This is a genomic window from Micromonospora sp. CNZ297, from assembly GCF_007827625.1.
In genome coordinates, this window is record NZ_VISU01000005.1 from 214,038 (window position 1) to 234,689 (window position 20,652).

Below are 20,652 nucleotides of genomic sequence, written 5' to 3' on the forward strand. Positions count from 1 at the left end.
ATGAACCGCCGTCGGCGAAGCTGTCAGTGACGCAGAATGTAGGACTACACTTCTTAGAACTGTACCAACTGGCGCAGGCGAGCGAGGGCTTCTACTTCGGCGCGACCGAGGCGACGTCGACGGAATCGCTGCGCCGGTTGGGTGAGGCGCTGGGCGCGTACTCCGGATCACCCGGCCCCGTCCACCTGCCGGACTGGGGTGCTGCGGTCGACGCGCTGCTCGCGCTGGGACGGGAACGCCCCGTCACTGTCGTCCTCGACGAGTTCCCGTACCTGGTGCGTGCGGCCCGTGACCTGCCGTCGATCATCCAGCATGCGCTGACGCCCGGGCGTCCGGAGCGGACCGGGTCCCGGGCGCGGTTGTTGTTGTGCGGCTCGGCGCTGTCCTTCATGGGAGGACTGCTCGCCGGGTCGGCGCCGCTGCGCGGGCGGGCCGGCCTGGAGCTGCCGGTGCAGCCACTGGACTTCCGCGCCGCGGCGGCCTTCTGGCAGATCGACGACCCGCTGCTGGCGGTGCGCGTCTTCTCCGTCGTCGGCGGCACCCCCGCGTACCGCCGGGAGTACGTCCAGGACGACACCCCGGCCGGGTCGGACGACTTCGACGCGTGGATCGTGCGGACGGTCCTGAACCCGGCCCGGCCGCTGTTCCGTGAGGCCCGGTACCTGCTGGCCGAGGACCCGGACCTGCGGGACACGGCGCTGTACCACTCGGTTCTCGCCGCCGTCGCGGAGGGGAACGCCAGCCGGGGCGGCATCGCCGGCTACATCGGGCGGAAGGCCACCGACCTCCAGCACCCGCTGACCGTGCTGGAGGACGCCGGACTGCTGCTGCGCGAGCCCGACCCGCTGCGCAGCGGTCGCAGCAGCTACCGGATCACCGAGCCGTTGATCACCTTCTACCAGGCCGTGATGCGTCCGGCGTGGACGGCTCTGGAGCAGCGGCGCGGAGCCGACGTCTGGCGTCGCTCGCAGCGCCGCTACGCCAGCGCGGTGCTCGGACCCCGGTTCGAGGAGATCGTGCGGCAGTGGTCGCTCCGCTTCGCCGAACCCGAGCTTCTCGGCGGGCACGTCGCGGAGGTGAGCGCGGCGACGCTGACCGATCCGGACACCCGGACGCGTCACGAACTCGACCTGGTCGCGGTGGGCGAGCCGCCACCGGGCGACGGCCCTCGCCCGTTGTTGGCGATCGGTGAGGTCAAGTGGGGTCGCCGGCTGGGCCGGGCCGACCTCCAGCGGCTGGAACGGATCCGGGCCCTGTTGGTGCGACGACGACCCGGCTTCGACGCGGCCGGGGCACGGCTGCTGCTGGCGGGCGGCCACGGCTTCGAGGACGACCTCGTCGACGCCGCGGCCGGTCGGGCGGATGTGGTCCTGGTCGACCCGGCACTTCTCTACGGGCGCTGAGCCGGCGCCTCATCCGCCGAACCAGCCGGGGATGTCGAGGCGGAACACGTCGGCGGGGACCATCCGGCGCAGGTCGTCCTCGATGGCGGCGACCCGGTCGGCGCCGAGCGTGGCCGCCCAGCGGTCGCGTAACTCGTCGAAGACCACAGCCGAGCGGTGCAGGCCGTCGCGGCCCTTCGCTGTCATCCGGACCAGCTTGCGGCGGGCGTCGGCGGGGTCGTCCACGCGTTCCAGGTAGCCGAGCGCGACCAGCCGGTCCACCGTCTTGCCCGCTGCCTGCTTGGAGACGCCGAGGCGTTGACCGAGGTCGGAGGCGGTGGTGCCGGCCGGGCCGACGGCCTGGAGGACGAAGCCGTGTGCCGGGCGCAGCTCGGGGTGACCCTGGCGGGCCAGTTCGGCGTGCAGGTCGTCGACGAGCGTACGGAAACCGGCGAGCAGGAGCAGCGGCAGCGCGAAGCCGGGGCGGTCAGGCGTTGCCATGTTCGACAACCACGTTTACTATTCCGTCAACCACGTTGACCATCTTACGAGAGGGGCCCTGTCATGTCCCGCTTCACCGCGTACGAGCCGGACACCGCGCCCGCCGCCGCCCGCCCGGTCATAGCCGGAGTACGCCGCTCGCTGGGTCACCTGCCCGCCGCCGTGAGCCTGATGGCCGGCTCGCCCGAACTGCTCAAGGGCTTCCTCGCCGCCAACGCCGCGTTCGAGGCCACCGACCTGGACCCGGTCGCCCGGGAGGTGGTCGTGCTGACCGTCGCCACCCGCAACGGCTGCCACCTCTGCGTGGCCATGCACACCGCGACGCTGGTCCGGCACGGCGCCGCGCCCGAGCTGATCGAGGCGCTGCGGACCGGTACGACGCTGCCCGACCCCCGGCTGGAGGCGCTGCGCCGCTTCACAGTCGCCGTGCTCGACCACCGGGGCGCGGTCCCCGACGCCGACCTGGACGCGCTGCTCGCCGCCGGATGGCAGGCCCGGCACGCGCTGGACGTGGTGCTCGGCATCGGCACCTACACGATCTCCACGTTCGCCAACCGGCTCACCGAGGCGCCGCTCGACGAGCCGCTGGCCGCGTACGCCTGGCAGCCCGCCGCCTGAGCTGCGGGTGTTAAGAAGGGGCCCCTCCTCTACCGGAGGCGTTAAAAGGGGGCCCGTCCTTACCTCCGCAGGAGGGTACGGGAGGATGGGCGGTATGGCGGCTCGCTTCCCGTACACCGATCTGAAGGATTTCCTCGCGGCGCTGGAGCGTGCGGGCGAGCTGCGGCGGGTGAGCGCGCCGGTCGACCCCACGCTGGAGATCAGCGAGATCGTCACCCGCACCGTCCGGGCCGGCGGGCCCGCGCTGCTGTTCGAGCGCCCCACCCGGGGTGAGATGCCGGTGGCGATCAACCTGTTCGGCACCGAGAAGCGGATGGCGATGGCGCTCGGGGTGGAGCACCTCGACGAGATCGGCGAGCGCATCGGCGACATGCTCAAGCCGGAGCTGCCGCAGGGCTTCTCCGGGATGATGGGCGGCCTGGGCAAGGTCATGCAGCTCAAGTCGATGCCGCCGAAGAAGGTCAAGACCGCGCCCTGCCAGCAGGTGGTCTACCGCGGCGACGACGTCGACCTGAACCGGCTGCCCGGGTTGCAGGTGTGGCCCGGTGACGGCGGGATCTTCCACAACTTCGGGCTGACCCACACCAAGCACCCGGAGACCGGCAAGCGCAACCTCGGGCTCTACCGGCTCCAGCAGCACTCGCACAACACCATCGGCATGCACTGGCAGATCCACAAGAACTCCACCGCGCACCACGCGGTCGCCGAGCGGCTCGGCCAGCGGCTGCCGGTGGCGATCGCGATCGGCGCGGACCCGGTGGTGGCGTACTCGGCCAGCGCGCCGCTGCCGGCCGACATCGACGAGTACCTGTTCGCCGGGTTCCTCGCCGGTGAGCGGGTCGAGATGGTCGACTGCCTGACCGTCCCGTTGCAGGTGCCGGCGCACGCGCAGATCGTGCTGGAGGGCTACATCGAGCCGGGCGAGCGCCTGCCCGAGGGGCCGTTCGGCGACCACACCGGCTTCTACACGCCGGTCGAGCCGTTCCCGGTGATGCACATCGAGTGCATGACCATGCAGCGCGACCCGGTCTACCACTCGATCGTCACGTCCCAGCCGCCGCAGGAGGACCACGGCCTCGGCAAGGCCACCGAGCGGATCTTCGCGCCGCTGCTGCGCTTCCTGATCCCGGACATCGTCGACTACGACCTGCCCGCCGCCGGTGTCTTCCACAACTGCGCGATCGTGTCGATCCGCAAGCGCTACCCGAAGCACGCGCAGAAGGTCATGAACGCGATCTGGGGCGCGCACATGATGTCGCTGACCAAGCTGATCGTGATCGTCGACGAGGACTGCGACGTGCACGACTACAACGAGGTCGCGTTCCGTGCCTTCGGCAACGTCGACTACGCCCGCGACCTGATGGTCACCGAGGGACCGGTGGACCACCTGGACCACGCCTCGTACCAGCAGTTCTGGGGTGGCAAGGCGGGCATCGACGCGACCCGCAAGCTGCCCGAGGAGGGCTACAGCCGGGGCTGGCCGGAGGAGATGCGCATGTCGCCCGAGGTGGTCTCGCTCGTCGACAAGCGCTGGAAGGAATACGGGATCTGATGACGGCGGCAGTACAGGAACGACCCGGCCGGGTCTCGTCCTTCCTCAAGCTCGTCGCCATCGAGCACTCGGTCTTCGCGCTTCCGTTCGCGTACCTGTCGGCGCTGACCGCGATGCAGCTCAACGGCGGCCGGGTGCGCTGGGGAGACCTGCTGCTGATCACCGTGGCGATGGTCGGCGCGCGGACGTTCGCGATGGCCGCGAACCGGATCCTCGACCGGCGGATCGACGCGCGGAACCCGCGTACGGCGAACCGGGAACTGGTCACCGGCGCGGTGAGCGTGCGGACGGCCTGGACCGGCGCGGCCGTCGCGCTCGTGGTGTTCCTGGCCGCCGCCGCCCTGCTCAACCCGCTCTGCCTGGTGCTCGCGCCGCTCGCCGTGGTGCCGCTCGTGGTCTACCCGTACGCCAAGCGGTTCACGAACTGGCCGCACGCCATCCTCGGGGTGGCCCAGGCGGTCGGACCGGTCGGCGCCTGGCTGGCGGTCACCGGCACGCTCGACGGCTCCGGCCCGGCCTGGCTGCTCGGCGCCGCCGTCGGCCTGTGGATCGGCGGCTTCGACCTGATCTACGCCTGCCAGGACTCGGAGATCGACCGGGAGATCGGCGTGCACAGCGTCCCCGCCCGGTACGGCCGGCGCTTCGCGCTGCACGCCTCCACTGTCGCGCACGTGGTGACGTTCGCGCTGTTCATCTGGTTCGGCGCCTGGGTCGGCTTCGGCTGGCTGTGGTGGATCGGGCTGGCGCTCACCGCTGTCGCCTTCGCCTACCAGCACATGGTGGTCAGCCCCACCGATCTGAGCAAGGTCAACCGGGCGTTCTTCACCGCGAACGGCTTCGTCGGCATCGCGTTGTTCGTCCTCGCGCTGCTCGACCTGGTGATCCGGCTCGGCCTGCGGCCGTAGACGGCAACGCCGGGCACCCGGTCAGGACGCCGCGGCGACCGGGTAGCGGGCGCTCTCCAGCGTCCAGTCGACCGTGCCGCGCACGGCAGCGGCCAGCCCGTCGAGATGGCTGGCGACGGCGTCGTCGAGCGTCGGGCCGAACGACGGCGCCGCCGCCAGGAGCGCCGCGAACCGGTCCATCTCGGCCCGCCAGTGCCCCGCGACCAGGTCGACCGCCGCCGGCACCGGCACGCCCCGCTCGGCCGCCGTCGCCAGCACCAGGTTGTGCCCGCCGCCGGTGGCCCGGTCGCGCTCCAGCGAGGCGATGTCGTTGAACCAGGACAGCAGGTCGTTGGCGAGGCCGGCGAGCCGCCGTAGTGCCGGATGGTGGTAGACCGCGTCGGGCAGCGGACGCCCGGACGCGAACTCGATCAGCGGGTACGACACGTACGCCGCCGACGTGGCCCGGCGCAGCCGTACGTACTCGGCGACGCCCGGTGGGCGGCCGGACGTGGTGGCGGTGGCCTCCCGGTGGACCCCGTCGAGGTGGTCGGCGACCGCGTCGGCGAAGCGCAGCCGCCACCTGGCCGGCATCCGGCGGCGGGGCTCGCGCCACGCCTGCACCAGCAGCCGGCGCAGCGGGCCGGAGAAGCCCGGGTGGCGGGCACGCGGGCCCTCGCGCAGCAGGGCGAGCGCGCCGTCACGCAACGCGCGGATCTGCGCCGGGGTGAGGCCGTCCCGCCCGTCGCAGGCGTCGTCGACGAGGAAGAACCAGGTGAACAGTGTGGTCAGCACGCGCAGGTCGGGCTCGGTGGCGTCCGGATAGAGGCGCCCGGCGTACCGGGCGAAGCCGGCCCGCGCCAACCGTTGCCGGGTGGCCGGGTCAGCCGGCAGACCGAGCCGGTCGACCTGCGCCACCAGCCAGCCCTGCACGTCGTCGGCGTACGGGGAGAGGCGGGGCGGGATGGGGCAGTCGGAGCGGAGCGCCCGCAGCACCGCCGCCGTCATCACCGGCCCCTCCGTGGAAGTGGATCGCCGATCGAAGAATTTCATGCCGCGGGACGTTCCGTGAACCCTCTGGACATCCCGGGCGGGGCGACCGAAAGGGGGTCGCCGCCCGCCGTCCGCGGCGACCAGGCACGCTTGAGGGCATGCGCGAACCATGGGTGGTGGGTGTCTCCGGGGCGTCCGGGACGCCGTACGCGGCGGCTGTCGTCCGGGGCCTGCTCGACGCCGGCCAGGCGGTGGACCTGATCGTCTCCCGGGCGGCCCGGCTGACGGTGCTGGACGAGACCGGCCGGCCCTTCCGGGACGCGCACTGGACCGAGGACCTGGCCGCCTGGCTCGACCGCGACCTCACCGGCGCGGACCTGCGGCACTGGCCCGCCGGTGACCTGGCCGCCGGCCCGAGCAGCGGCTCCTACCCGGTACGCGGCATGGCGGTGGTGCCCGCCAGCACCGCCGCGTGCGCCGGCATCGCCATCGGGCTCTCCAAGGATCTGCTCCAGCGCGCCGCCGAGGTCAACCTCAAGGAGCGCCGCCCGGTGGTCGTGGTGCCCCGGGAGACGCCGGTGACCCGCAGTCACCTGGAACATCTCATCGCGCTGCACGACGCCGGCGCGGTGGTGCTGCCGGCCAGTCCGGGCTTCTACGGCGCCGGGGCGGCGGCGTCCGCCGGGCAGCTCGTGGACTTCGTGGCCGGGAAGGTGCTCGACGCGCTCGGTGTCGAGCACACGCTGTTCCGGCGGTGGTCCGGCGAACTGGCAGCCGGTCGCCGGGAGGCGGACCCGGACTGACGGTCCCGGTTGCCGACGTACGGGGCGCGGCCCTCGGCCGGACCGCGCCCCGTACGTTCAGTACATGCCGGCGTTCGCCGGTCCGGGGCCGGTGGAAGCGGTCGGGCCCATGTTGCGGGCCTTGCCCATGTCCTCCGCCTCGTCCAGCATGCCCTCCCCCTCGAGCAGGGCCCGCACCTCGGATTCCCGAAACCGGCGGTGCCCTCCTGGAGTCCGGATACTGCCGATCCGGCCGGCCGCTGCCCATCTGGTCACGGTCTTCGGGTCCACCCGAAACAGCGCAGCGACCTCACCCGGTGTCAGCAGGCGATCTCCAGTGTCCACAGCCCCCTCCTCGCGTCGACGAAGCCCCCGGCTGAACACACTGCCCCCGGCCGGTGCGAGCCCAGAGCCGTCATGAGGGACGTATGGCAATTACAGCACCGGCTACCGGACGTGTCCGCCAAACGCGAAAAACGCACACACTGGGAAGGTTAGGAAATGGTACAGGCGGAGAACCCCCGTGATCGTACGTTTGTGAAGGGTTGATCCACGGGTACCGACAGTGTTCCGTGGTCGCCAAACGGATAGGGTCACTCTCCGTGGACACGATCGACCTGAGCCTCGTGGAGTTGTTGCGAGGCAACGCCCGTCTGTCGTACGCCGAGCTGGCCCGTCAGGTCGGCCTCTCCGCCCCGGCCGTGCACGAGCGGGTCGGCAAGCTGGAGTCCAGCGGCGTGATCCGGGCGTACCGGGCCGAGGTCGAGCCGGAGTCGATCGGGCTCGGCGTCACCGCGCTCATCGGCATCATCGAGGACTCCGACGCGGACACCGACGAGGTGCTGGAGGCGTTCCGCCGCATCCCCGAGATCGAGTCCTGCTACTTCATGGCCGGCGTCGAGTCCTTCCTGCTCAAGGCGCGAGTCGGCACGATCGCCGAGCTGGAGCAGCTGATCGTCCGGCTGAACCGGACGGCGGGTGTGGCGTCCACCCGTACCAGCATCGCCCTGTCGACCAAGTGGGAGAACCGCCCGCAGCCGCTGGAACCGCCCACCGCCTGACGCCTCTGGCCCCGGGCCGGGGGTTGCGGTTACCGTGCGCCGATGACGAGCTCGGTGCGGGGTGCCGCCGTGGTCACAGGAGCGGCCGGCGGGCTGGGGCGGGCCATCGCCGCCGCGCTGCACGCCGATGGGTGGAACGTACTGCTCACCGACGTGGACGCCGGGGCCGTGGCGGCTGCCGCCGCGCCGCTGGGTGGCTGGTCGCGCGCCCTCGACGTACGCGACGAATCCGCCTGCGCGGACGTCGCCGCCGAGGCGGCTGCCGCGCCCGGCGGCCTCGGGCTCTGGGTGAACAACGCGGGCATCCTGGTCACCGGGCCGTCCTGGGCGCACGGCGCCCCGACCCGGCGCGCGGTGGTCGAGGTCAACGCGCTCGGCGCGATCAACGGCACGCTCGCCGCCGTCGCGGTGATGCGCGAACAGGGCCGCGGCCACGTGCTCAACGTCGTCTCGCTGGCCGGGCTGATCGCCGCGCCGGGCGAGACGGTGTACGCGGCCAGCAAGCACGCCCTGCTCGCGTTCAGCCTCGGCACTCTGAGCGACCTGCGGATGGCGGGCGTCCGGGGCGTACACGTGTCGTGCCTGTGCCCGGACGGGATCTGGACGCCGATGCTGCACGACAAGCTGGACGACCCGGGAGCGCTGGCGTCCTTCACCGGCTCGCTGCTCACGCCGGAGCGGGTGGCCGCGCGGGCCGTCCGGCTGGCCCGGCGGCCCCGGCCGGTGGTCAGCCTGCCGCGTTGGCGCGGTGCCCAGGTGCGACTCCTGGACGCCTTCCCCCGGCTCGCCCTGGCCCTCACGCCGGTGATCCGGGCCACCGGGCGGGCCGGTCAGCGGCGGCAGGCCCGCCGGGTCCGGGAGAACCCGAGCCCACCTCGCTTGTAACGTTGCCGACGTGACTCATCTCGACCGGTGCGACGAGGCCAGCCGGCGCTGGGTGACCGAGGCCATCGCCACTGTCGAGGCGGACGCCAACCGCTCCGCCGACACCCACCTGCTGCCCTTCCCGCTGCCCCGCGAGTGGGGGATCGACCTCTACCTCAAGGACGAGTCGGTGCACCCCACCGGCTCGCTGAAGCACCGGCTGGCCCGCTCGCTGTTCCTCTACGGGCTCTGCAACGGCTGGATCGGCCCGGACACCACGATCGTCGAGGCGTCATCGGGCTCGACGGCTGTCTCCGAGGCGTACTTCGCCCGGATGCTCGGGCTGCCGTTCATCGCTGTCATGCCCGCCTCCACGTCGCCGGAGAAGATCGCCCAGATCGAGTTCCAGGGCGGACGCTGCCACCTGGTGGACGACCCGTCCAAGGTCGTGGTGGAGGCGCGCTGGCTCGCCGAGGACAGCGGCGGCCGGTTCATGGACCAGTTCACGTACGCCGAGCGGGCCACCGACTGGCGGGGCAACAACAACATCGCCGAGTCGATCTACGCCCAGCTCGCGCTGGAACGGCACCCGGTGCCCGCCTGGATCGTGGTCGGCGCCGGCACCGGCGGCACCAGCGCCACCATCGGCCGCTACGCCCGGTATCGCCGGCTGCCCACCAAGCTCTGCGTGGTGGACCCGGAGAACTCCGCGTTCTACCCCGCCTGGCAGGCCGGTGACTGGTCGGTACGCACCGACCGCGGATCCCGGATCGAGGGCATCGGGCGGCCCACGGTCGAGGCGTCCTTCCTGCCCAGCGTGGTGGACCGGATGGTGCAGGTGCCGGACGCCGCGTCGCTCGCCGCGATGCGGGCCGGCTCGGCGGTGCTCGGCCGCCGCGTGGGCGGCTCCACCGGCACCAACCTGTGGGGCGCGTTCGGGCTGATCGCGCAGATGCGCGCGGCCGGACGTACCGGCTCGGTGGTCACGCTGATCTGCGATCCGGGCGACAGGTACGTCGACACCTACTACTCCGACGAGTGGGTGGTCGCCCAGGGCCTCGACCTCGCCCCGCACCTCGCCACCATCGACCGGTTCCTGACCGACGGCACCTGGCCGACCGCCTGAGCCGGGGCCCCGGCCGGTCAGCGCGGGTCGACCCGCTCGGCCAGCCCCGGGTAACGCACTACGAAGCCGTCCGGGTCGACCTCCAGGTCGGCGGTGAACGTGCCGCTCGCGTACCGGACCCGGCCCGGACCCAGCGAGGTGTAGACCTGCTCGGCGGGCACCACGGCCAGGCCGGGTAGCAGCACCCACGCCACATTCACGGCCGTGGCCAGGTCGGCGGGCAGCCGCCCCAGCCCGATCCGGCGGATCGGCAGCGTGTTCGTCAGCGGGGAACCGCCCAGATCCACGTCGAGCGCCTCGGCCAGCCGACCCGGGTCGTCGGTGCCGGGCAGGCCCGCCGGTGGGTGGCCCGCCGCGCTCAGCGCCGCGTCCAGGTCACCCTCCTCGCCGGTACGCACGCGCCACCCGTCCCGGCCCCGCTCCAGGCGTACGCTCCGCGACCAGCCGGCGCCCTCGGACTCGACCTCCAGCCGGTTCGTCGACCAGTCCGGGCCGACGGTCAGGCGGTACCGGCACGTGTACGGGATCGGATCCACGGCGAGCGCCACACCCTGCGCGGTCAGCCCCTGACCGTCGTCGAGCACGACGTGCTCGGAGCCGGCGGTGTCGGTCCGGGCCCAGAAGAGCGACTTCGGCATGGACCGGACGTTACGCGACCCGGCGGTCGGCGGCAGCGGATGCGCGAACGCCGCCGCCGAGCGGGATGTCCCGCTGTTCCCGGGCGTCAGGCCAGCGCTACTGATTACCCCTGCTCGTCGCCCTCTGTGGGGCGGGGCGGCCGGTTGTGGCGGGTCCATTCGTCCACCTCGTCCGCGTCCCAGACGTTCATGCCGTCGGGCTACTCGTCGTCGTCCGCCGGCCGGGGCGGCCGGTGTTCCCGGATGTACCGCTCGACGTCCCGCTTCAACCAGACCGCGCCGACCGACAGCTCTTGATACGGCGCGGGGAATGCGGGATGCCGCCGGATCTCGCGGAATCTCGATCTACCCACGCCGAGCATCTTCAAGATCTCACCGGCTGCGACGAGTTCGCCCGGTCCCGTCTCCTTGGTCACGACTTCGAAGGTAGGAGCGGGCTGACCCAACCATGGTGACGCGAACAAATAATCCCACCTATGTAGGCCCGTCAACATTGACAGGGGGGCAGGTGGGCGATCTGATGGATCAGGCCCCCCGCCCGGTGGCGAGTTCGCGGCGGACGGGGGTGCCACCTGGACGCCGACCATGCAGGAGGGCCCCGAGTGACCCAGCGCCACGCTCCGCTGAAACCCCTTTGGGTCTGTACGGCAGACCTGCTCAACTGGCCCTGCGAGAACGCCAAGGTCGAGTTGGTCGCTGACTACGAGCACGACCGACGCCACCTCGCCGTCGATCTGGCTGCCCTGATGCGGCAGGCAACCGATGACCTGACCAGGCTCTACTCTGAGCCGCCGGACCCCGCCGAGATGCACATCCGGTTCCTGGGCTGGCTGCGGTCGGTGCGCAATGTCTGACCCGATCGGCACCGGTCTGCTGCTGACCGCCGTCATCGCCCAGGCGTTCGGCTGTTGGGTCGCCTGGTCGTGGGGCCGGTCCGCTCGGCGCAGCCTCCGGCAGACCATCGACAAGACCATCCCCACGCCACCGCCCGGTTGGCGGCCTCGTCATCGCCTGTCGCTGTGGAATGAGCCGACCCGGCGGTATCCCGTCCTCACACCGCGCAGCTAGAACGGAGCCGACATCACCCCAGACGCACCGCCGCCGCCGAGCGGGTGCTCGGCGGCGGCGGTGGGTGCGCTCAGATCAGTGGGTACGTGCCGGCGGGCGCCCGCCGAAGCCGCGCCTGTCGTCCCGGCCCCGCCCCTCGGCCCGGAAACCGCCGGCCCGGCGCTCGGCCGGACGCGCGTCGCCCCGGTCACCGAAACGCCGCTCGGCGTGCGGGCGGTCGTCCTGGCGCCGGTCGCCGAAGCCGCGCGAGCCGCTCGGCCGGTCGTCGTACCGCCGCTCGTCGCGGTCGTACCCGCGTCCGGCCGCCGGCCGCTGCCGGTCCCCGTACGGCCGGTCGGCCCGCTCGCCGAAGCGCTCGCCGCGCTGGCCGCGGTCGTCGGACCGCTGCTCGCCGAAGCTCCGGCCGTCGGACCGCCGGTCGCCGAAGCTGCGCTCGCCCCGGTCGCCGAAGCTGCGGTCGTCGCGGCGCTCCGGCCGTCCGAAGCGGCGCTCGCCGCCGGATCGCTCGCCCGAGTAGCGCTCGCCCGCCGGCCGGTCGCCGAACCGGCGGTCACCACCGCGGTCCGCGAACCGGTCGCTCGACCGCTCGCCCGCGGGCCGGTCGCCGAAGCGGCGCTCGCCCCGGCCGTCGCGGTCGCCGAACCGGCGCTCGCCACGGTCGGAGAAGCCGCCCCGGCCGCCACGGTCGAAGCCCCGGCCGTCGCGGTCGCCGAAGCGGCGCGAGCCGCCGCCGCGTCGCGGCTCCGGCTCGTCCCGCACCGGTACGCCGCTGGGCTCGCGTGCGCCGGTCAGCTCGGCCAGCGCCTCGTCGCCCGCCCGGACCCGGGTCTCGGCCGGCTCGACGCCCGCCTTCTCCATCATGGCCAGGGTGGTGCGGCGCTGCTTGGGCAGCACCAGCGTCGCCACCGCGCCCGACTCGCCGGCCCGAGCCGTACGGCCGGCCCGGTGCAGGTAGTCCTTGGGGTCCTTCGGCGGGTCCACGTGCAGCACCAGCGAGACGCCGTCGACGTGGATGCCGCGGGCCGCCACGTCGGTCGCGACCAGCACGGGCGTGCGGCCCTCGCGGAACTCGGCGAGCGTCTTGGTACGCATGCGCTGCGTCTTGCCGCCGTGCAGCCCACCGGCCCGCACACCGACGGCCGCGAGCTGCTCGACCAGCCGGTCCACGCCGAGCTGCGTACGGGCGAACAGCATGGTGCGGCCCTCACGGGCGGCGATGGACGCGGCGACGGCGAACTTGTCGTGCGGCGGGATCAGCAGCAGGTGGTGATCCATGGTGGACACGGCGGCGGTGGCCGGCGCGGTCGAGTGGGTGACCGGGTCGGTCATGAACCGCTTGACGAGCGTGTCGACGTCGTTGTCCAGAGTGGCCGAGAACAGCAGCCGCTGCGCGTCCGCCGGAGTCTTCGCCAGCAGCTGGGTGACCTCAGGCAGGAAGCCCATGTCGGCCATCTGGTCGGCCTCGTCCAGCACGGTGATCTCGACGTCGTCGAGGCGGCACACGCCGCGCTCGATCAGGTCGCCGAGCCGTCCCGGGGTGGCCACGACGATCTCCACGCCGCGGCGCAGCGCGTCGATCTGCCGGTCGTACGGCACACCGCCGACGGCGGTCTTCAGGAACACGCCGACCGCCTTGCCGAGCGGCATGAGCGCGTCGTTGACCTGCATGGCCAGTTCACGGGTGGGGACCAGGACCAGGGCGCGCGGGTGCAGCGGCCGGGCCCGGTTGCGGTCGGCGAGCCGGGCGATCACCGGCAGGCCGAAGGCGAGCGTCTTGCCCGAGCCGGTCTGGCCCCGGCCGAGGACGTCGCGGCCCGCGAGCGAGTCGGGCAGCGTGGCCCGCTGGATCTCGAACGGGGTGGTGATGCCCTGCCGGGCGAGCACCTCGACGACCTGCCGGGGCAGGCCGAGCGAGGCGAAGTCGACGGTGTCGGGCGTCGGGTCGACGGACGGGGACGTGCTGGATTCAGCGAACGTGGTCAAGAAATACCTCTCGAGCGGGGCGCATCTTCGCGATGGCCCGCCGCGGCCTGTCACGCCGCCGAATCGCCCGCAAGATCGCCCATGGGCGCGCAGTCGGGGCGCGCCGGGTCAGTGATCGGAGACAAGTGTACGGCGCATCGCCGACTCCGCCACGGCAACGCGAAGCCGTAGTGGGCGGGCTCACCCCTGTCACTCGATGAGCATGGTCCCGGTCAGGCTGCTCAATGCGTCGTTGGCCAGGAAGACCACGAGCAGGCTGATCGCGATGAGCATGGTCAGCGCGACGGCCAGCACGATGATCACCTTGGTGTTGCCGCCCCGGGCCGCCGGGCTCTCCTCGGACCAGCCCTGGGCCAGGATGTGCCCGGTCAGCGATCCGGAGTTCTCCAGAGGGTTGCCCTGCGGGAACGACACGGTGGCGAACCCGGGCCCGTCGGTCCCGCCGTACGCGGTGCCGGCGAGATCCGGGCCGGCGGGCTGGGGGCGTACCGGACGGGTCGTGTCGGCGTCGCGGGCGGGCATGGCCGGCGGCGGCCAGGTCGGCAGCGCCGGGGCCGGCACCACTGGCGGCGGCGGTGCCGACACGGGTGCGGCGGCCCACGACGGCAGCGCACCGTCCGGCGTGCCGGGCGTGGCCGGCGGGCCCGGCACGGCGGCCCGCGCGGGCGGGAACGACGGGCCGGGCGCCGGGGCGGGGAACAGCGGCGCGGGCAGTGGGCCCGGCCCGCCGGTCATCGCCGGTGGCGGCGGGAACGGCGGCGCGGGCATCGGACCCGGCGGGGGCGGGGGCGGGGGCACGGGCGGACCCGGCGGCGGTACCGGCGGCCCGGGGATCGGTGGCACCGGTCCGGGCGTCGGCGTCGGCGGGGCGGGTGCGGGCGGCGTGGGCAGGGGTGGCGTGGGCCGGAGCGGTGGTTCCGGCTCGGGTACCGGCGGCGCGGGCGACGGTGGCGTCGGACCGGGCACCGGGGTCGGCGCCGGCTCGGGCTCGGGGCCGTTCGGCGCCGGGGGCTGCGCGGGCTCCGGCGGCTGGACCGGCTCCGGCGGTTCCGGGTTCACCGGACCGGCCCGGTAGACGGTGGCGGCGGCGGGCGGCGCGGCCACCACGGAGGCGGCGACCTCCTCGGCGGAGACACGGCTCAGGCCGGGTACCGATGCGCTGGCCCGCGCGGGTGCGGATCCGGCCTGCTCAGCGGGTGTGGAAGAGCCGGTGAGCGGGGCCGGGCGGCCGGCTGCGGAGGCCGGCGCCGCGTTCGGCGGAGACTCGGCCGAACCGGCTGCCGAGGACTGGGAGTCGTCCTGCGGCCCGACGGCGGTCCCGTCCGCCTGCTCGGCCGGTGCGGTGTCGCGGTCCGGTGCGGCGTCGGCCGGTGCTGCCGCGTCCGCGGTTGCGACGGGCGGCGTGGGCACGCGTGCGGAACCGGAGACGCGGGGTGCCGGGATGGCGGCCGGAGCACTGCCGGGCGTACCCGGGGAGGCGTCGCCGTCGGCCTCCGCGGCGGCGGGCTGGGACGTCGCCTGGCGTTCGCCCACGGCGAAGGCGGACCAGCTGGACGGCGGCACGGTGGCACCGGGGAGGCGCCGGTCCAGCGGCGGTGGGGTGTCCGCCGGGGTGGCCGCCCGGTACGTCGTGGGACCGGCCTGCGGCAGCGGCTGCTCGTCACCGGCGGGCGGCGGCACGGCCGAGCCCGCGACCGACACCCGCGCCCGCGCCCGCGCGACGGCTATCGGCCCGGGTGGGGCCGAACCGTGGTCGTCGTCGCCGGCCGGGTCGGCGGGGTCGGGCGTCGGTCCCGGGTGGACCTTCTCCGCCGGAACGTCCTGCTCGCCCATCTCGCCCCTCCGCACCCACGCTCGCCTCCGGCCGTGGCGCCGACCGGAAGTGCCTGGATCTCACCGTGCCACATTCCGGCCCGGGAGCACAGCCGGAGCGGCGGTTGGGTCAGTCGGTGCTGCTGCTCGGGCTGGCGGAGCCGCTGCCGGACGTGCTGCTCGACGGCGCGGCGCTGCTGCTGCTCGGCGCGGCGCTGCTGGTCTCCGGCTCGGCGCTCGCGCTCTGGCTCGGCGTCGGGTCGGGCGAGTCGGTCGGGCTCGGCGGCGGCGTACTCGGCGCCGGGCTGGACGTCGTCGGCTTCGGCGTCGGCGTGGTGGGCTTCGGCGTGGTCGGCGTCGGCTTGGGCGTGGTCGACGGCTTGGGCGTGGTGGGCGTCGGCTTGGGCGTGGTCGACGGCTTCGGCGTGGCCGGCACGGTCGGCGGCGGGACCGGGGTGGCCGGGGCGGGTACGGCGCCGATCACCCGGGTCGCGGCGTAGAGCCGGGACCAGCGGACCACCGAGATCTTGACGACGTCCCCGGTCCGCGGCGCCTCCACCATCTTGCCGTTGCCGATGTACATGGCGACGTGGTGGACGCTGGTCCAGCTGCTGCTGGAGGCGAAGAACAGCAGGTCGCCGGGGAGCAGGGCGTTCGGCGAGACGGTGCGGGAACGGGTCGCGAAGTACTGGTCCTTGGCGACGCGGGGCAGGCCCCGGTAGCCGGCCGCCTGGTAGGAGGCGAGCATCAGGCCGGAGCAGTCGAACCGGTCCGGGCCCTCGGCGGCCCACAGGTAGGGGTCACCGAGCTGGGCGAGGGCGTAGCGCACGGCGGCGAGCGCCCGCGGGTCCGCCACCAGGCCGTCGATGCTCTGATCGACCACGTACGAGGTGCCGAGCCGCTGCTCGGCGGCGTCCGCCAGGCGCTCGATCTCCAGGAGCTTGGCCGCGTTCTCCTTGCGCAGCGCGACGAGCGCGGTTTCCTGCTTGCGCAGGTCGGCCTCGGCGCGGGTGAACGCGGTGGTCTGCTCGGTGGCCCGGCGCTGGGCCGACTCGTGTGCCTTCCGGGCGGCCTCCTCGGCGCTGGTGGCCCGGAGGAGTTCGCCGGTCACCGACGTGGTGGCGCCCTCGGCCTTGTCGCCGCGGGTGATGCGCTGGAGGTTGGCGAAGTCGCGCAGGCTGGCGCCGAACTCACCGGGCGGCAGCGCCGCGTCGGCCTTCACGGCGTCGGCGGCGGCGCTCTTGGCGTTGTCCTGGGCGCGGGTGAGCGCGTCCTGGGCCTCCTTGAGCCGGGCGGCGGACTGGGTCAGCTCGGTCTGTGCGGCGTCCCGCTCGGTCTTGATCCGGAGCAGTTCCTCGCCGAGGAGGGTGACCCGGGCGTCGAGCTGGTTGATCTGGGCGATCAGCGGGCCGTCGGCCGGGTTGGTCACGCCGGTGGTGCCCGGCAGGCCCGCAGTGCCGCCCGGGGTGGTGACGCCGGGCAGGCCCGGGACGGTGCCGGGGAGGCCGGGAACGGCACCCGGTACGCCGGGGACGGTGCCGGGTACGCCGCGGACGGCGCCGGACGAGCCGGGCAGTTGCAGGGGGCCGGTGACCTGGGGCCGGGAGCCGGTGTCGGGTACGACGTCGGGCAGCGGGTCGGCCCAGGCGGGTGTGGCGAGCGCCGCGGCCGCGACCGCCCCCAGAAGGGCGGACCAGAGCGCCGGGCGCAGGATCGGTGAGATCACCGGCTGCCGTCCTCGTCGCCGTCGGGCCTTGGTGCTGTGAGCCATACCGCTCCCCGTCCGGTCTGGGGTCCGTCACGCGTGATTGGGGCGTGTCGGGACAGGACGGCCCTGGTGTGTGTTCCGCCCCACCCTGTCTTACCTCACGGTTGCGACGATGTCGATGTGCGGAGCGTGACGGCCGGTGAACCGGCGCGACCACGTCGGCGGCCGGTCGGACCCGCGACGTACGCTCGATCGGGAACCCAGGTGGAAGGACGTGGCTTTCGGATGGACGCCGGACTCAAGCGCGAACTCGAGGCGAAGGTGTACGCGGGGGAGCGGCTGACCCGCGAGGACGGCATCGCCCTCTACGCCAGCGACGACCTGACCTGGCTGGGCCGGCTGGCCCACCACAGGCGTACCGAGCTCAACGGCGACCGGGTGATGTTCAACGTCAACCGGCACCTGAACCTGACGAACGTCTGCTCCGCGTCGTGCGCGTACTGCTCGTTCCAGCGCAAGCCGGGCGAGAAGGACGCCTACACGATGCGCATCGACGAGGCCGTCCGCAAGGCCAAGGAGATGGAGGACGAGCAGCTCACCGAGCTGCACATCGTCAACGGCCTGCACCCGACGCTGCCCTGGCGCTACTACCCGAAGGTGCTGCGCGAGCTGAAGGCCGCGCTGCCGAAGGTCAACCTCAAGGCGTTCACCGCCACCGAGGTGCAGTGGTTCGAGAAGATCAGCGGGCTCACCGCCGACGCGATCCTCGACGAGCTGATGGACGCCGGCCTGGAGTCGCTCACCGGCGGTGGCGCGGAGATCTTCGACTGGGAGGTCCGGCAGCACATCGTCGACCACAACTGCCACTGGGAGGACTGGTCGCGCATCCACCGGCTGGCCCACTCGAAGGGCATGAAGACGCCGTCGACCATGCTCTACGGCCACATCGAGGAGCCCCGGCACCGGGTCGACCACGTGCTGCGGCTGCGTGAGCTGCAGGACGAGACCGGCGGTTTCCAGGTCTTCATCCCGCTGCGCTACCAGCACGACTTCGTCGACTCGGCGGACGGCAAGATCCGCAACCGGATCCAGGCCCGGACCACGATGGCCTCGCCGGCCGAGTCGCTCAAGACGTTCGCGGTCTCCCGGCTGCTGTTCGACAACGTGCCGCACGTCAAGTGCTTCTGGGTCATGCACGGGCTGTCGGTCGCGCAGCTCTCGCTGAACTTCGGCGTCGACGACCTGGACGGCTCGGTGGTCGAATACAAGATCACCCACGACGCCGACTCGTACGGCACGCCGAACACCATGCACCGCGACGACCTGCTGCACATGATCTGGGACGCCGGCTTCCGTCCGGTCGAGCGGAACACCCGCTACGAGATCGTCCGCGAGTACGACGGGCCGCCGTCGCTGGCGGAGCGCCGGTCCGAGCCGCAGCAGGTCTGGGCCTGACCTGGCGATGAGCGACGAGGAACAGCAGCGCGGCTTCCCCCGGCGCGACGCCGAAGGCCGCATCCTCACCCTCGGTGACCTGCTCGGGGTGAGCCTGGCCGGCCTGGTCATCGGGGTGCTGGCGCTGCTGGTCTTCGAGTTCGCGTTCGCCACGGTCGGCGACAGCGGCTTCGGGGGTACGAACGGCTGGCTCGCGGTGATCCTGCCGCTCTGGTTGTTCTGGGACGAGTTCCGGGCCTGGGAGTTCGGCGCCGCCCGGGTGGTGGCCGCGCTGGCCGGTCTCGGGCTCGGCGTCCTCGCCGGTCTGCTGGCCGCGGGCCTGGCCTCCGGGCTGCCCGCGCTGTTCACCGGCGCGTTGGCTGCGGCGGTGTTCACCGTGGTCTACGCCGTCATCTGGTTTCATGGCGTGCACTGGCTGGCCCGGCGTACGGGCTGAGGCACGGAGAGAGTGGGAATGCGGGAATGAGCGCGGCGGTCAAGTACACGCTGGGCCGGGTCGGGCTGTTCGTCGCCGTGCTGGCAGCCCTCTGGTTCGTCGAGATGAACATGTTCCTGCGGCTGATGGTGGCGCTGATCTCCTCCGCCGCGCTGTCGTTCTTCCTGCTGCGCAACTGGCGGGACGAGATGGCCGGCGAGATGGCGGAGGCGTCGGAGCGGCGGCGCGCGGAGAAGGACCGGCTGCGCACCGCGCTCGCCGGTGAGGACGAGCCGGGCGCCGAGCCGGACGCCGAACGCCGCGACGGCTGAGCGGACGAACGAGGGGCCCGGCGCCGGACACGACACCGGGCCCTTCACCGGTCAGCCGAACCGTTCACCGGCCGGCCGGGCCGTTCACCAGTTGGTCGAGCCCGGGACGACCGGCCACGGCCGGTTGGCCGGCTTGATCAGGTACGCGATGCCGCCGGAGCCGGAGGCCACCGTGCCGTTGGCCCGGTAGCGCTTGGTACGCAGCCAGATCTGCTCGAACTGCTCCCGCTTGTAGACGTTGCGGACCGCGTCGTTCGACGAGGACGCCGGGTCGTTGACGATCACGTCGCCGTCGGCGGTGAAGCCGACGATCACGAACAGGTGCCCGGAGGTGCCGTAGTTGGCGCCGTCCAGCTCGCTGGCGAGGAACGACTGCGAGGTCACCACCGGGATGCCCGCCTTGATGAACCGTTCCGCCTCGTCCAGCGAGTGCAGCCGGGTGACCCGCGCCTCCAGGCCGGGGAAGCTCGACGCGTACGCGGTGTTGAACGGCCAGTTGCCGGCGCCCTCGTACTCGTAGTCGTAGGTCATCCGGGCGGCGTGGTCGACAGTCGGGTCGGGGTAGGAGGGGTCGACCCACGAGGTGTCCTCGGCCGAGGGCTTGCGGCCCCAGTACTCGACCACCATCTCCGTCGAGGTGGGCGAGCACCACGCCTCGCCGCCGCCGTCGTACTCGGGGTACTCGCCGATGTGGATGTTCTGCGAGTAGCGCGGCACGGCCAGCTCGGTGCCCCAGGCGATGCCGCCCCGGCTCGGGGTGACGGTGAACCGGTCCGGGACGTTCGACGCCATCGCGCCGACCATCCGGACCTGCGGCGCGGCGGCCTGGCCGGGCGCGCGGTAGAGCGTCAGCCGCAACTGGTACGAGCGCAGCAGCACCCCCGCGTCGGCGTCGTCGACCGAGAACGTGTCGGTCCAGATGCTCGACCACGGGTCGCCCTGGCCGTCCAGGGTGGAGCGCTTGATGTCCTGGTCGCCGGAGGCCCAGCGGCCCATGACGTACCACGGGGTCTGTGCCCCGGTGTTGTACGTGCCGTGCAGCTCGACCTGGATCCAGGTGCCGGCCGGGGTGGCGGCGTTCCACGACGCGACCATCTCGGTGGCGTCGAAGCCGATCCGCCGCTCGGGCGAGGTCCAGGTGGCGTACTCCCAGGTGCGGGTCGTGCCGGTGTGCTCGTCGGTGAACTCGGTGGTGCCCGCCGGGCGGCCGATGGTCAGCGCCGGGTGGCGGCCCGGTACGGCGCGGGTGCCCTGGTGGGAGCCGCTACGCCAGTCGGGGAAGCGGGAGAACTCCTGAAAGGTGATCTGTTCGTCGTGCGTGACGCCCGGTCGCGGGGCTTGTGCCTGGACCGGTGCGCTGGTGGCGAGGAGGGTGAGCGCGGTGAGGCCGGCGAGGGCGGCCGCGCGCATGGGTCGTCCGAACATGGCAGCTCCACAGGGAGACGGCATCGTTGCCGTTCACTGTCGCGCTTGGCGGG

Annotated in this window: 21 protein-coding genes; 12 read left to right on the forward strand and 9 right to left on the reverse strand. The window is 73.0% G+C overall.

Features of this window, described 5'->3' with window-relative positions; genetic code table 11:
- Window positions 1-26: 26 nt before the first annotated feature.
- Complete coding sequence (locus tag FB454_RS12070) at window positions 27-1,403, forward strand: ATP-binding protein (protein ID WP_486485412.1); 1,377 nt, start codon at window positions 27-29, stop codon at window positions 1,401-1,403.
- A 9-nt stretch (window positions 1,404-1,412) separates the two neighbouring features.
- On the opposite strand, the gene FB454_RS12075 is transcribed toward FB454_RS12070, so the two are convergent.
- Complete coding sequence (locus FB454_RS12075) at window positions 1,413-1,883, reverse strand: MarR family winged helix-turn-helix transcriptional regulator (RefSeq protein ID WP_013473525.1); 471 nt, start codon at window positions 1,881-1,883, stop codon at window positions 1,413-1,415.
- A 63-nt stretch (window positions 1,884-1,946) separates the two neighbouring features.
- On the opposite strand from FB454_RS12075, the gene FB454_RS12080 reads away from it, so the two are divergent.
- The 3 genes from FB454_RS12080 to mqnP all read left to right on the forward strand — a co-directional run bounded on the left by FB454_RS12080 (window position 1,947) and on the right by mqnP (window position 4,958).
- Entirely contained in the window at window positions 1,947-2,501 is a 555-nt protein-coding gene (locus FB454_RS12080) for a carboxymuconolactone decarboxylase family protein (protein WP_145822954.1), read from the forward strand.
- Between the two features lie 94 nt (window positions 2,502-2,595).
- A complete protein-coding gene (locus FB454_RS12085; protein WP_030273542.1) occupies window positions 2,596-4,053 on the forward strand; it encodes a menaquinone biosynthesis decarboxylase in 1,458 nt (485 codons plus the stop codon).
- The gene (mqnP, locus tag FB454_RS12090; protein WP_013283552.1) at window positions 4,053-4,958 is read left to right on the forward strand and encodes a menaquinone biosynthesis prenyltransferase MqnP; all 906 of its coding nucleotides are present in this window, start codon (window positions 4,053-4,055) and stop codon (window positions 4,956-4,958) included. The genes FB454_RS12085 and mqnP overlap by 1 nt, the downstream gene beginning before the upstream one ends.
- Before the next feature lie 21 nt (window positions 4,959-4,979).
- Here the strand turns inward: mqnP and FB454_RS12095 are convergent, their stop codons facing one another.
- Complete coding sequence (locus FB454_RS12095) at window positions 4,980-5,945, reverse strand: terpene synthase family protein (protein ID WP_013283553.1); 966 nt, start codon at window positions 5,943-5,945, stop codon at window positions 4,980-4,982.
- 143 nt (window positions 5,946-6,088) lie between these two features.
- Here FB454_RS12095 and FB454_RS12100 point away from each other — a divergent pair, with 143 nt between their 5' ends.
- Window positions 6,089-6,733: a UbiX family flavin prenyltransferase gene (locus FB454_RS12100; RefSeq protein WP_013283554.1), complete on the forward strand. Its 645-nt coding sequence runs from the start codon at window positions 6,089-6,091 to the stop codon at window positions 6,731-6,733.
- 57 nt (window positions 6,734-6,790) lie between these two features.
- On the opposite strand, the gene FB454_RS12105 is transcribed toward FB454_RS12100, so the two are convergent.
- A complete protein-coding gene (locus FB454_RS12105; RefSeq protein WP_013473529.1) occupies window positions 6,791-7,057 on the reverse strand; it encodes a BldC family transcriptional regulator in 267 nt (88 codons plus the stop codon).
- A 257-nt stretch (window positions 7,058-7,314) separates the two neighbouring features.
- Between FB454_RS12105 and FB454_RS12110 the strand changes: the two genes are divergently transcribed.
- Genes FB454_RS12110 through cds1 form a run of 3 tightly spaced genes read left to right on the forward strand, consistent with a single transcriptional unit; the run spans window position 7,315 to window position 9,763 of the window.
- Window positions 7,315-7,773 (forward strand): Lrp/AsnC family transcriptional regulator, encoded by a 459-nt coding sequence (locus FB454_RS12110; protein ID WP_013283556.1) that lies wholly within the window; start codon window positions 7,315-7,317, stop codon window positions 7,771-7,773.
- 42 nt (window positions 7,774-7,815) lie between these two features.
- Window positions 7,816-8,658, forward strand: coding sequence for an SDR family oxidoreductase (locus FB454_RS12115; RefSeq protein WP_145822955.1), 843 nt, complete (start codon window positions 7,816-7,818; stop codon window positions 8,656-8,658).
- A 10-nt stretch (window positions 8,659-8,668) separates the two neighbouring features.
- A complete protein-coding gene (cds1, locus tag FB454_RS12120; RefSeq protein ID WP_013283558.1) occupies window positions 8,669-9,763 on the forward strand; it encodes an L-cysteine desulfhydrase Cds1 in 1,095 nt (364 codons plus the stop codon).
- Window positions 9,764-9,780: 17 nt separating this feature from the next.
- Here the strand turns inward: cds1 and FB454_RS12125 are convergent, their stop codons facing one another.
- Window positions 9,781-10,401, reverse strand: a complete 621-nt coding sequence (locus tag FB454_RS12125) for a putative glycolipid-binding domain-containing protein (protein WP_013473532.1) — start codon at window positions 10,399-10,401, stop codon at window positions 9,781-9,783.
- A gap of 200 nt (window positions 10,402-10,601) precedes the next feature.
- The gene (locus tag FB454_RS12135) at window positions 10,602-10,817 is read right to left on the reverse strand and encodes a helix-turn-helix transcriptional regulator (RefSeq protein ID WP_036311366.1); all 216 of its coding nucleotides are present in this window, start codon (window positions 10,815-10,817) and stop codon (window positions 10,602-10,604) included.
- Window positions 10,818-11,003: 186 nt separating this feature from the next.
- On the opposite strand from FB454_RS12135, the gene FB454_RS12140 reads away from it, so the two are divergent.
- The gene (locus tag FB454_RS12140) at window positions 11,004-11,255 is read left to right on the forward strand and encodes a hypothetical protein (RefSeq protein ID WP_013283561.1); all 252 of its coding nucleotides are present in this window, start codon (window positions 11,004-11,006) and stop codon (window positions 11,253-11,255) included.
- A gap of 289 nt (window positions 11,256-11,544) precedes the next feature.
- Here FB454_RS12140 and FB454_RS12145 read toward each other — a convergent pair whose 3' ends face one another.
- The 3 genes from FB454_RS12145 to FB454_RS12155 form a co-directional block, all read right to left on the reverse strand.
- Window positions 11,545-13,452 carry a DEAD/DEAH box helicase gene (locus tag FB454_RS12145; RefSeq protein ID WP_145822956.1) on the reverse strand — a complete coding sequence of 636 codons (1,908 nt, stop codon included), beginning with the start codon at window positions 13,450-13,452 and terminating at the stop codon, window positions 11,545-11,547.
- Between the two features lie 189 nt (window positions 13,453-13,641).
- The gene (locus FB454_RS12150) at window positions 13,642-15,285 is read right to left on the reverse strand and encodes a hypothetical protein (RefSeq protein WP_145822957.1); all 1,644 of its coding nucleotides are present in this window, start codon (window positions 15,283-15,285) and stop codon (window positions 13,642-13,644) included.
- Window positions 15,286-15,394: 109 nt separating this feature from the next.
- Window positions 15,395-17,035 (reverse strand): C40 family peptidase, encoded by a 1,641-nt coding sequence (locus tag FB454_RS12155; protein ID WP_176739748.1) that lies wholly within the window; start codon window positions 17,033-17,035, stop codon window positions 15,395-15,397.
- A gap of 222 nt (window positions 17,036-17,257) precedes the next feature.
- On the opposite strand from FB454_RS12155, the gene mqnE reads away from it, so the two are divergent.
- The 3 genes from mqnE to FB454_RS12170 are packed head-to-tail and all read left to right on the forward strand — an operon-like array spanning window position 17,258 to window position 19,174.
- Window positions 17,258-18,427, forward strand: a complete 1,170-nt coding sequence (gene mqnE / locus FB454_RS12160) for an aminofutalosine synthase MqnE (protein ID WP_013283566.1) — start codon at window positions 17,258-17,260, stop codon at window positions 18,425-18,427.
- Window positions 18,428-18,434: 7 nt separating this feature from the next.
- Window positions 18,435-18,863: a hypothetical protein gene (locus FB454_RS12165; RefSeq protein WP_013283567.1), complete on the forward strand. Its 429-nt coding sequence runs from the start codon at window positions 18,435-18,437 to the stop codon at window positions 18,861-18,863.
- Window positions 18,864-18,889: 26 nt separating this feature from the next.
- Window positions 18,890-19,174 (forward strand): DUF4229 domain-containing protein, encoded by a 285-nt coding sequence (locus FB454_RS12170; RefSeq protein ID WP_145822958.1) that lies wholly within the window; start codon window positions 18,890-18,892, stop codon window positions 19,172-19,174.
- A gap of 84 nt (window positions 19,175-19,258) precedes the next feature.
- Here the strand turns inward: FB454_RS12170 and FB454_RS12175 are convergent, their stop codons facing one another.
- On the reverse strand, window positions 19,259-20,599 hold the full coding sequence (locus tag FB454_RS12175) for a C39 family peptidase (protein ID WP_145822959.1): 1,341 nt from the start codon (window positions 20,597-20,599) through the stop codon (window positions 19,259-19,261).
- Window positions 20,600-20,652: the final 53 nt, after the last annotated feature.

Bases quoted from the DNA above. Each gene is read 5' to 3' on its own strand.
- FB454_RS12115 (WP_145822955.1), top strand. From the start codon at position 7,816: ATGACGAGCTCGGTGCGGGGTGCCGCCGTGGTCACAGGAGCGGCCGGC.
- FB454_RS12080 (WP_145822954.1), top strand. From the start codon at position 1,947: ATGTCCCGCTTCACCGCGTACGAGCCGGACACCGCGCCCGCCGCCGCC.
- FB454_RS12075 (WP_013473525.1), bottom strand. From the start codon at position 1,883: ATGGCAACGCCTGACCGCCCCGGCTTCGCGCTGCCGCTGCTCCTGCTC.
- FB454_RS12125 (WP_013473532.1), bottom strand. From the start codon at position 10,401: ATGCCGAAGTCGCTCTTCTGGGCCCGGACCGACACCGCCGGCTCCGAG.
- mqnP (WP_013283552.1), top strand. From the start codon at position 4,053: ATGACGGCGGCAGTACAGGAACGACCCGGCCGGGTCTCGTCCTTCCTC.
- FB454_RS12175 (WP_145822959.1), bottom strand. From the start codon at position 20,599: ATGTTCGGACGACCCATGCGCGCGGCCGCCCTCGCCGGCCTCACCGCG.
- FB454_RS12085 (WP_030273542.1), top strand. From the start codon at position 2,596: ATGGCGGCTCGCTTCCCGTACACCGATCTGAAGGATTTCCTCGCGGCG.
- mqnE (WP_013283566.1), top strand. From the start codon at position 17,258: ATGGACGCCGGACTCAAGCGCGAACTCGAGGCGAAGGTGTACGCGGGG.
- FB454_RS12155 (WP_176739748.1), bottom strand. From the start codon at position 17,035: ATGGCTCACAGCACCAAGGCCCGACGGCGACGAGGACGGCAGCCGGTG.
- FB454_RS12165 (WP_013283567.1), top strand. From the start codon at position 18,435: ATGAGCGACGAGGAACAGCAGCGCGGCTTCCCCCGGCGCGACGCCGAA.
- FB454_RS12170 (WP_145822958.1), top strand. From the start codon at position 18,890: ATGAGCGCGGCGGTCAAGTACACGCTGGGCCGGGTCGGGCTGTTCGTC.
- FB454_RS12150 (WP_145822957.1), bottom strand. From the start codon at position 15,285: ATGGGCGAGCAGGACGTTCCGGCGGAGAAGGTCCACCCGGGACCGACG.
- FB454_RS12095 (WP_013283553.1), bottom strand. From the start codon at position 5,945: ATGACGGCGGCGGTGCTGCGGGCGCTCCGCTCCGACTGCCCCATCCCG.
- FB454_RS12100 (WP_013283554.1), top strand. From the start codon at position 6,089: ATGCGCGAACCATGGGTGGTGGGTGTCTCCGGGGCGTCCGGGACGCCG.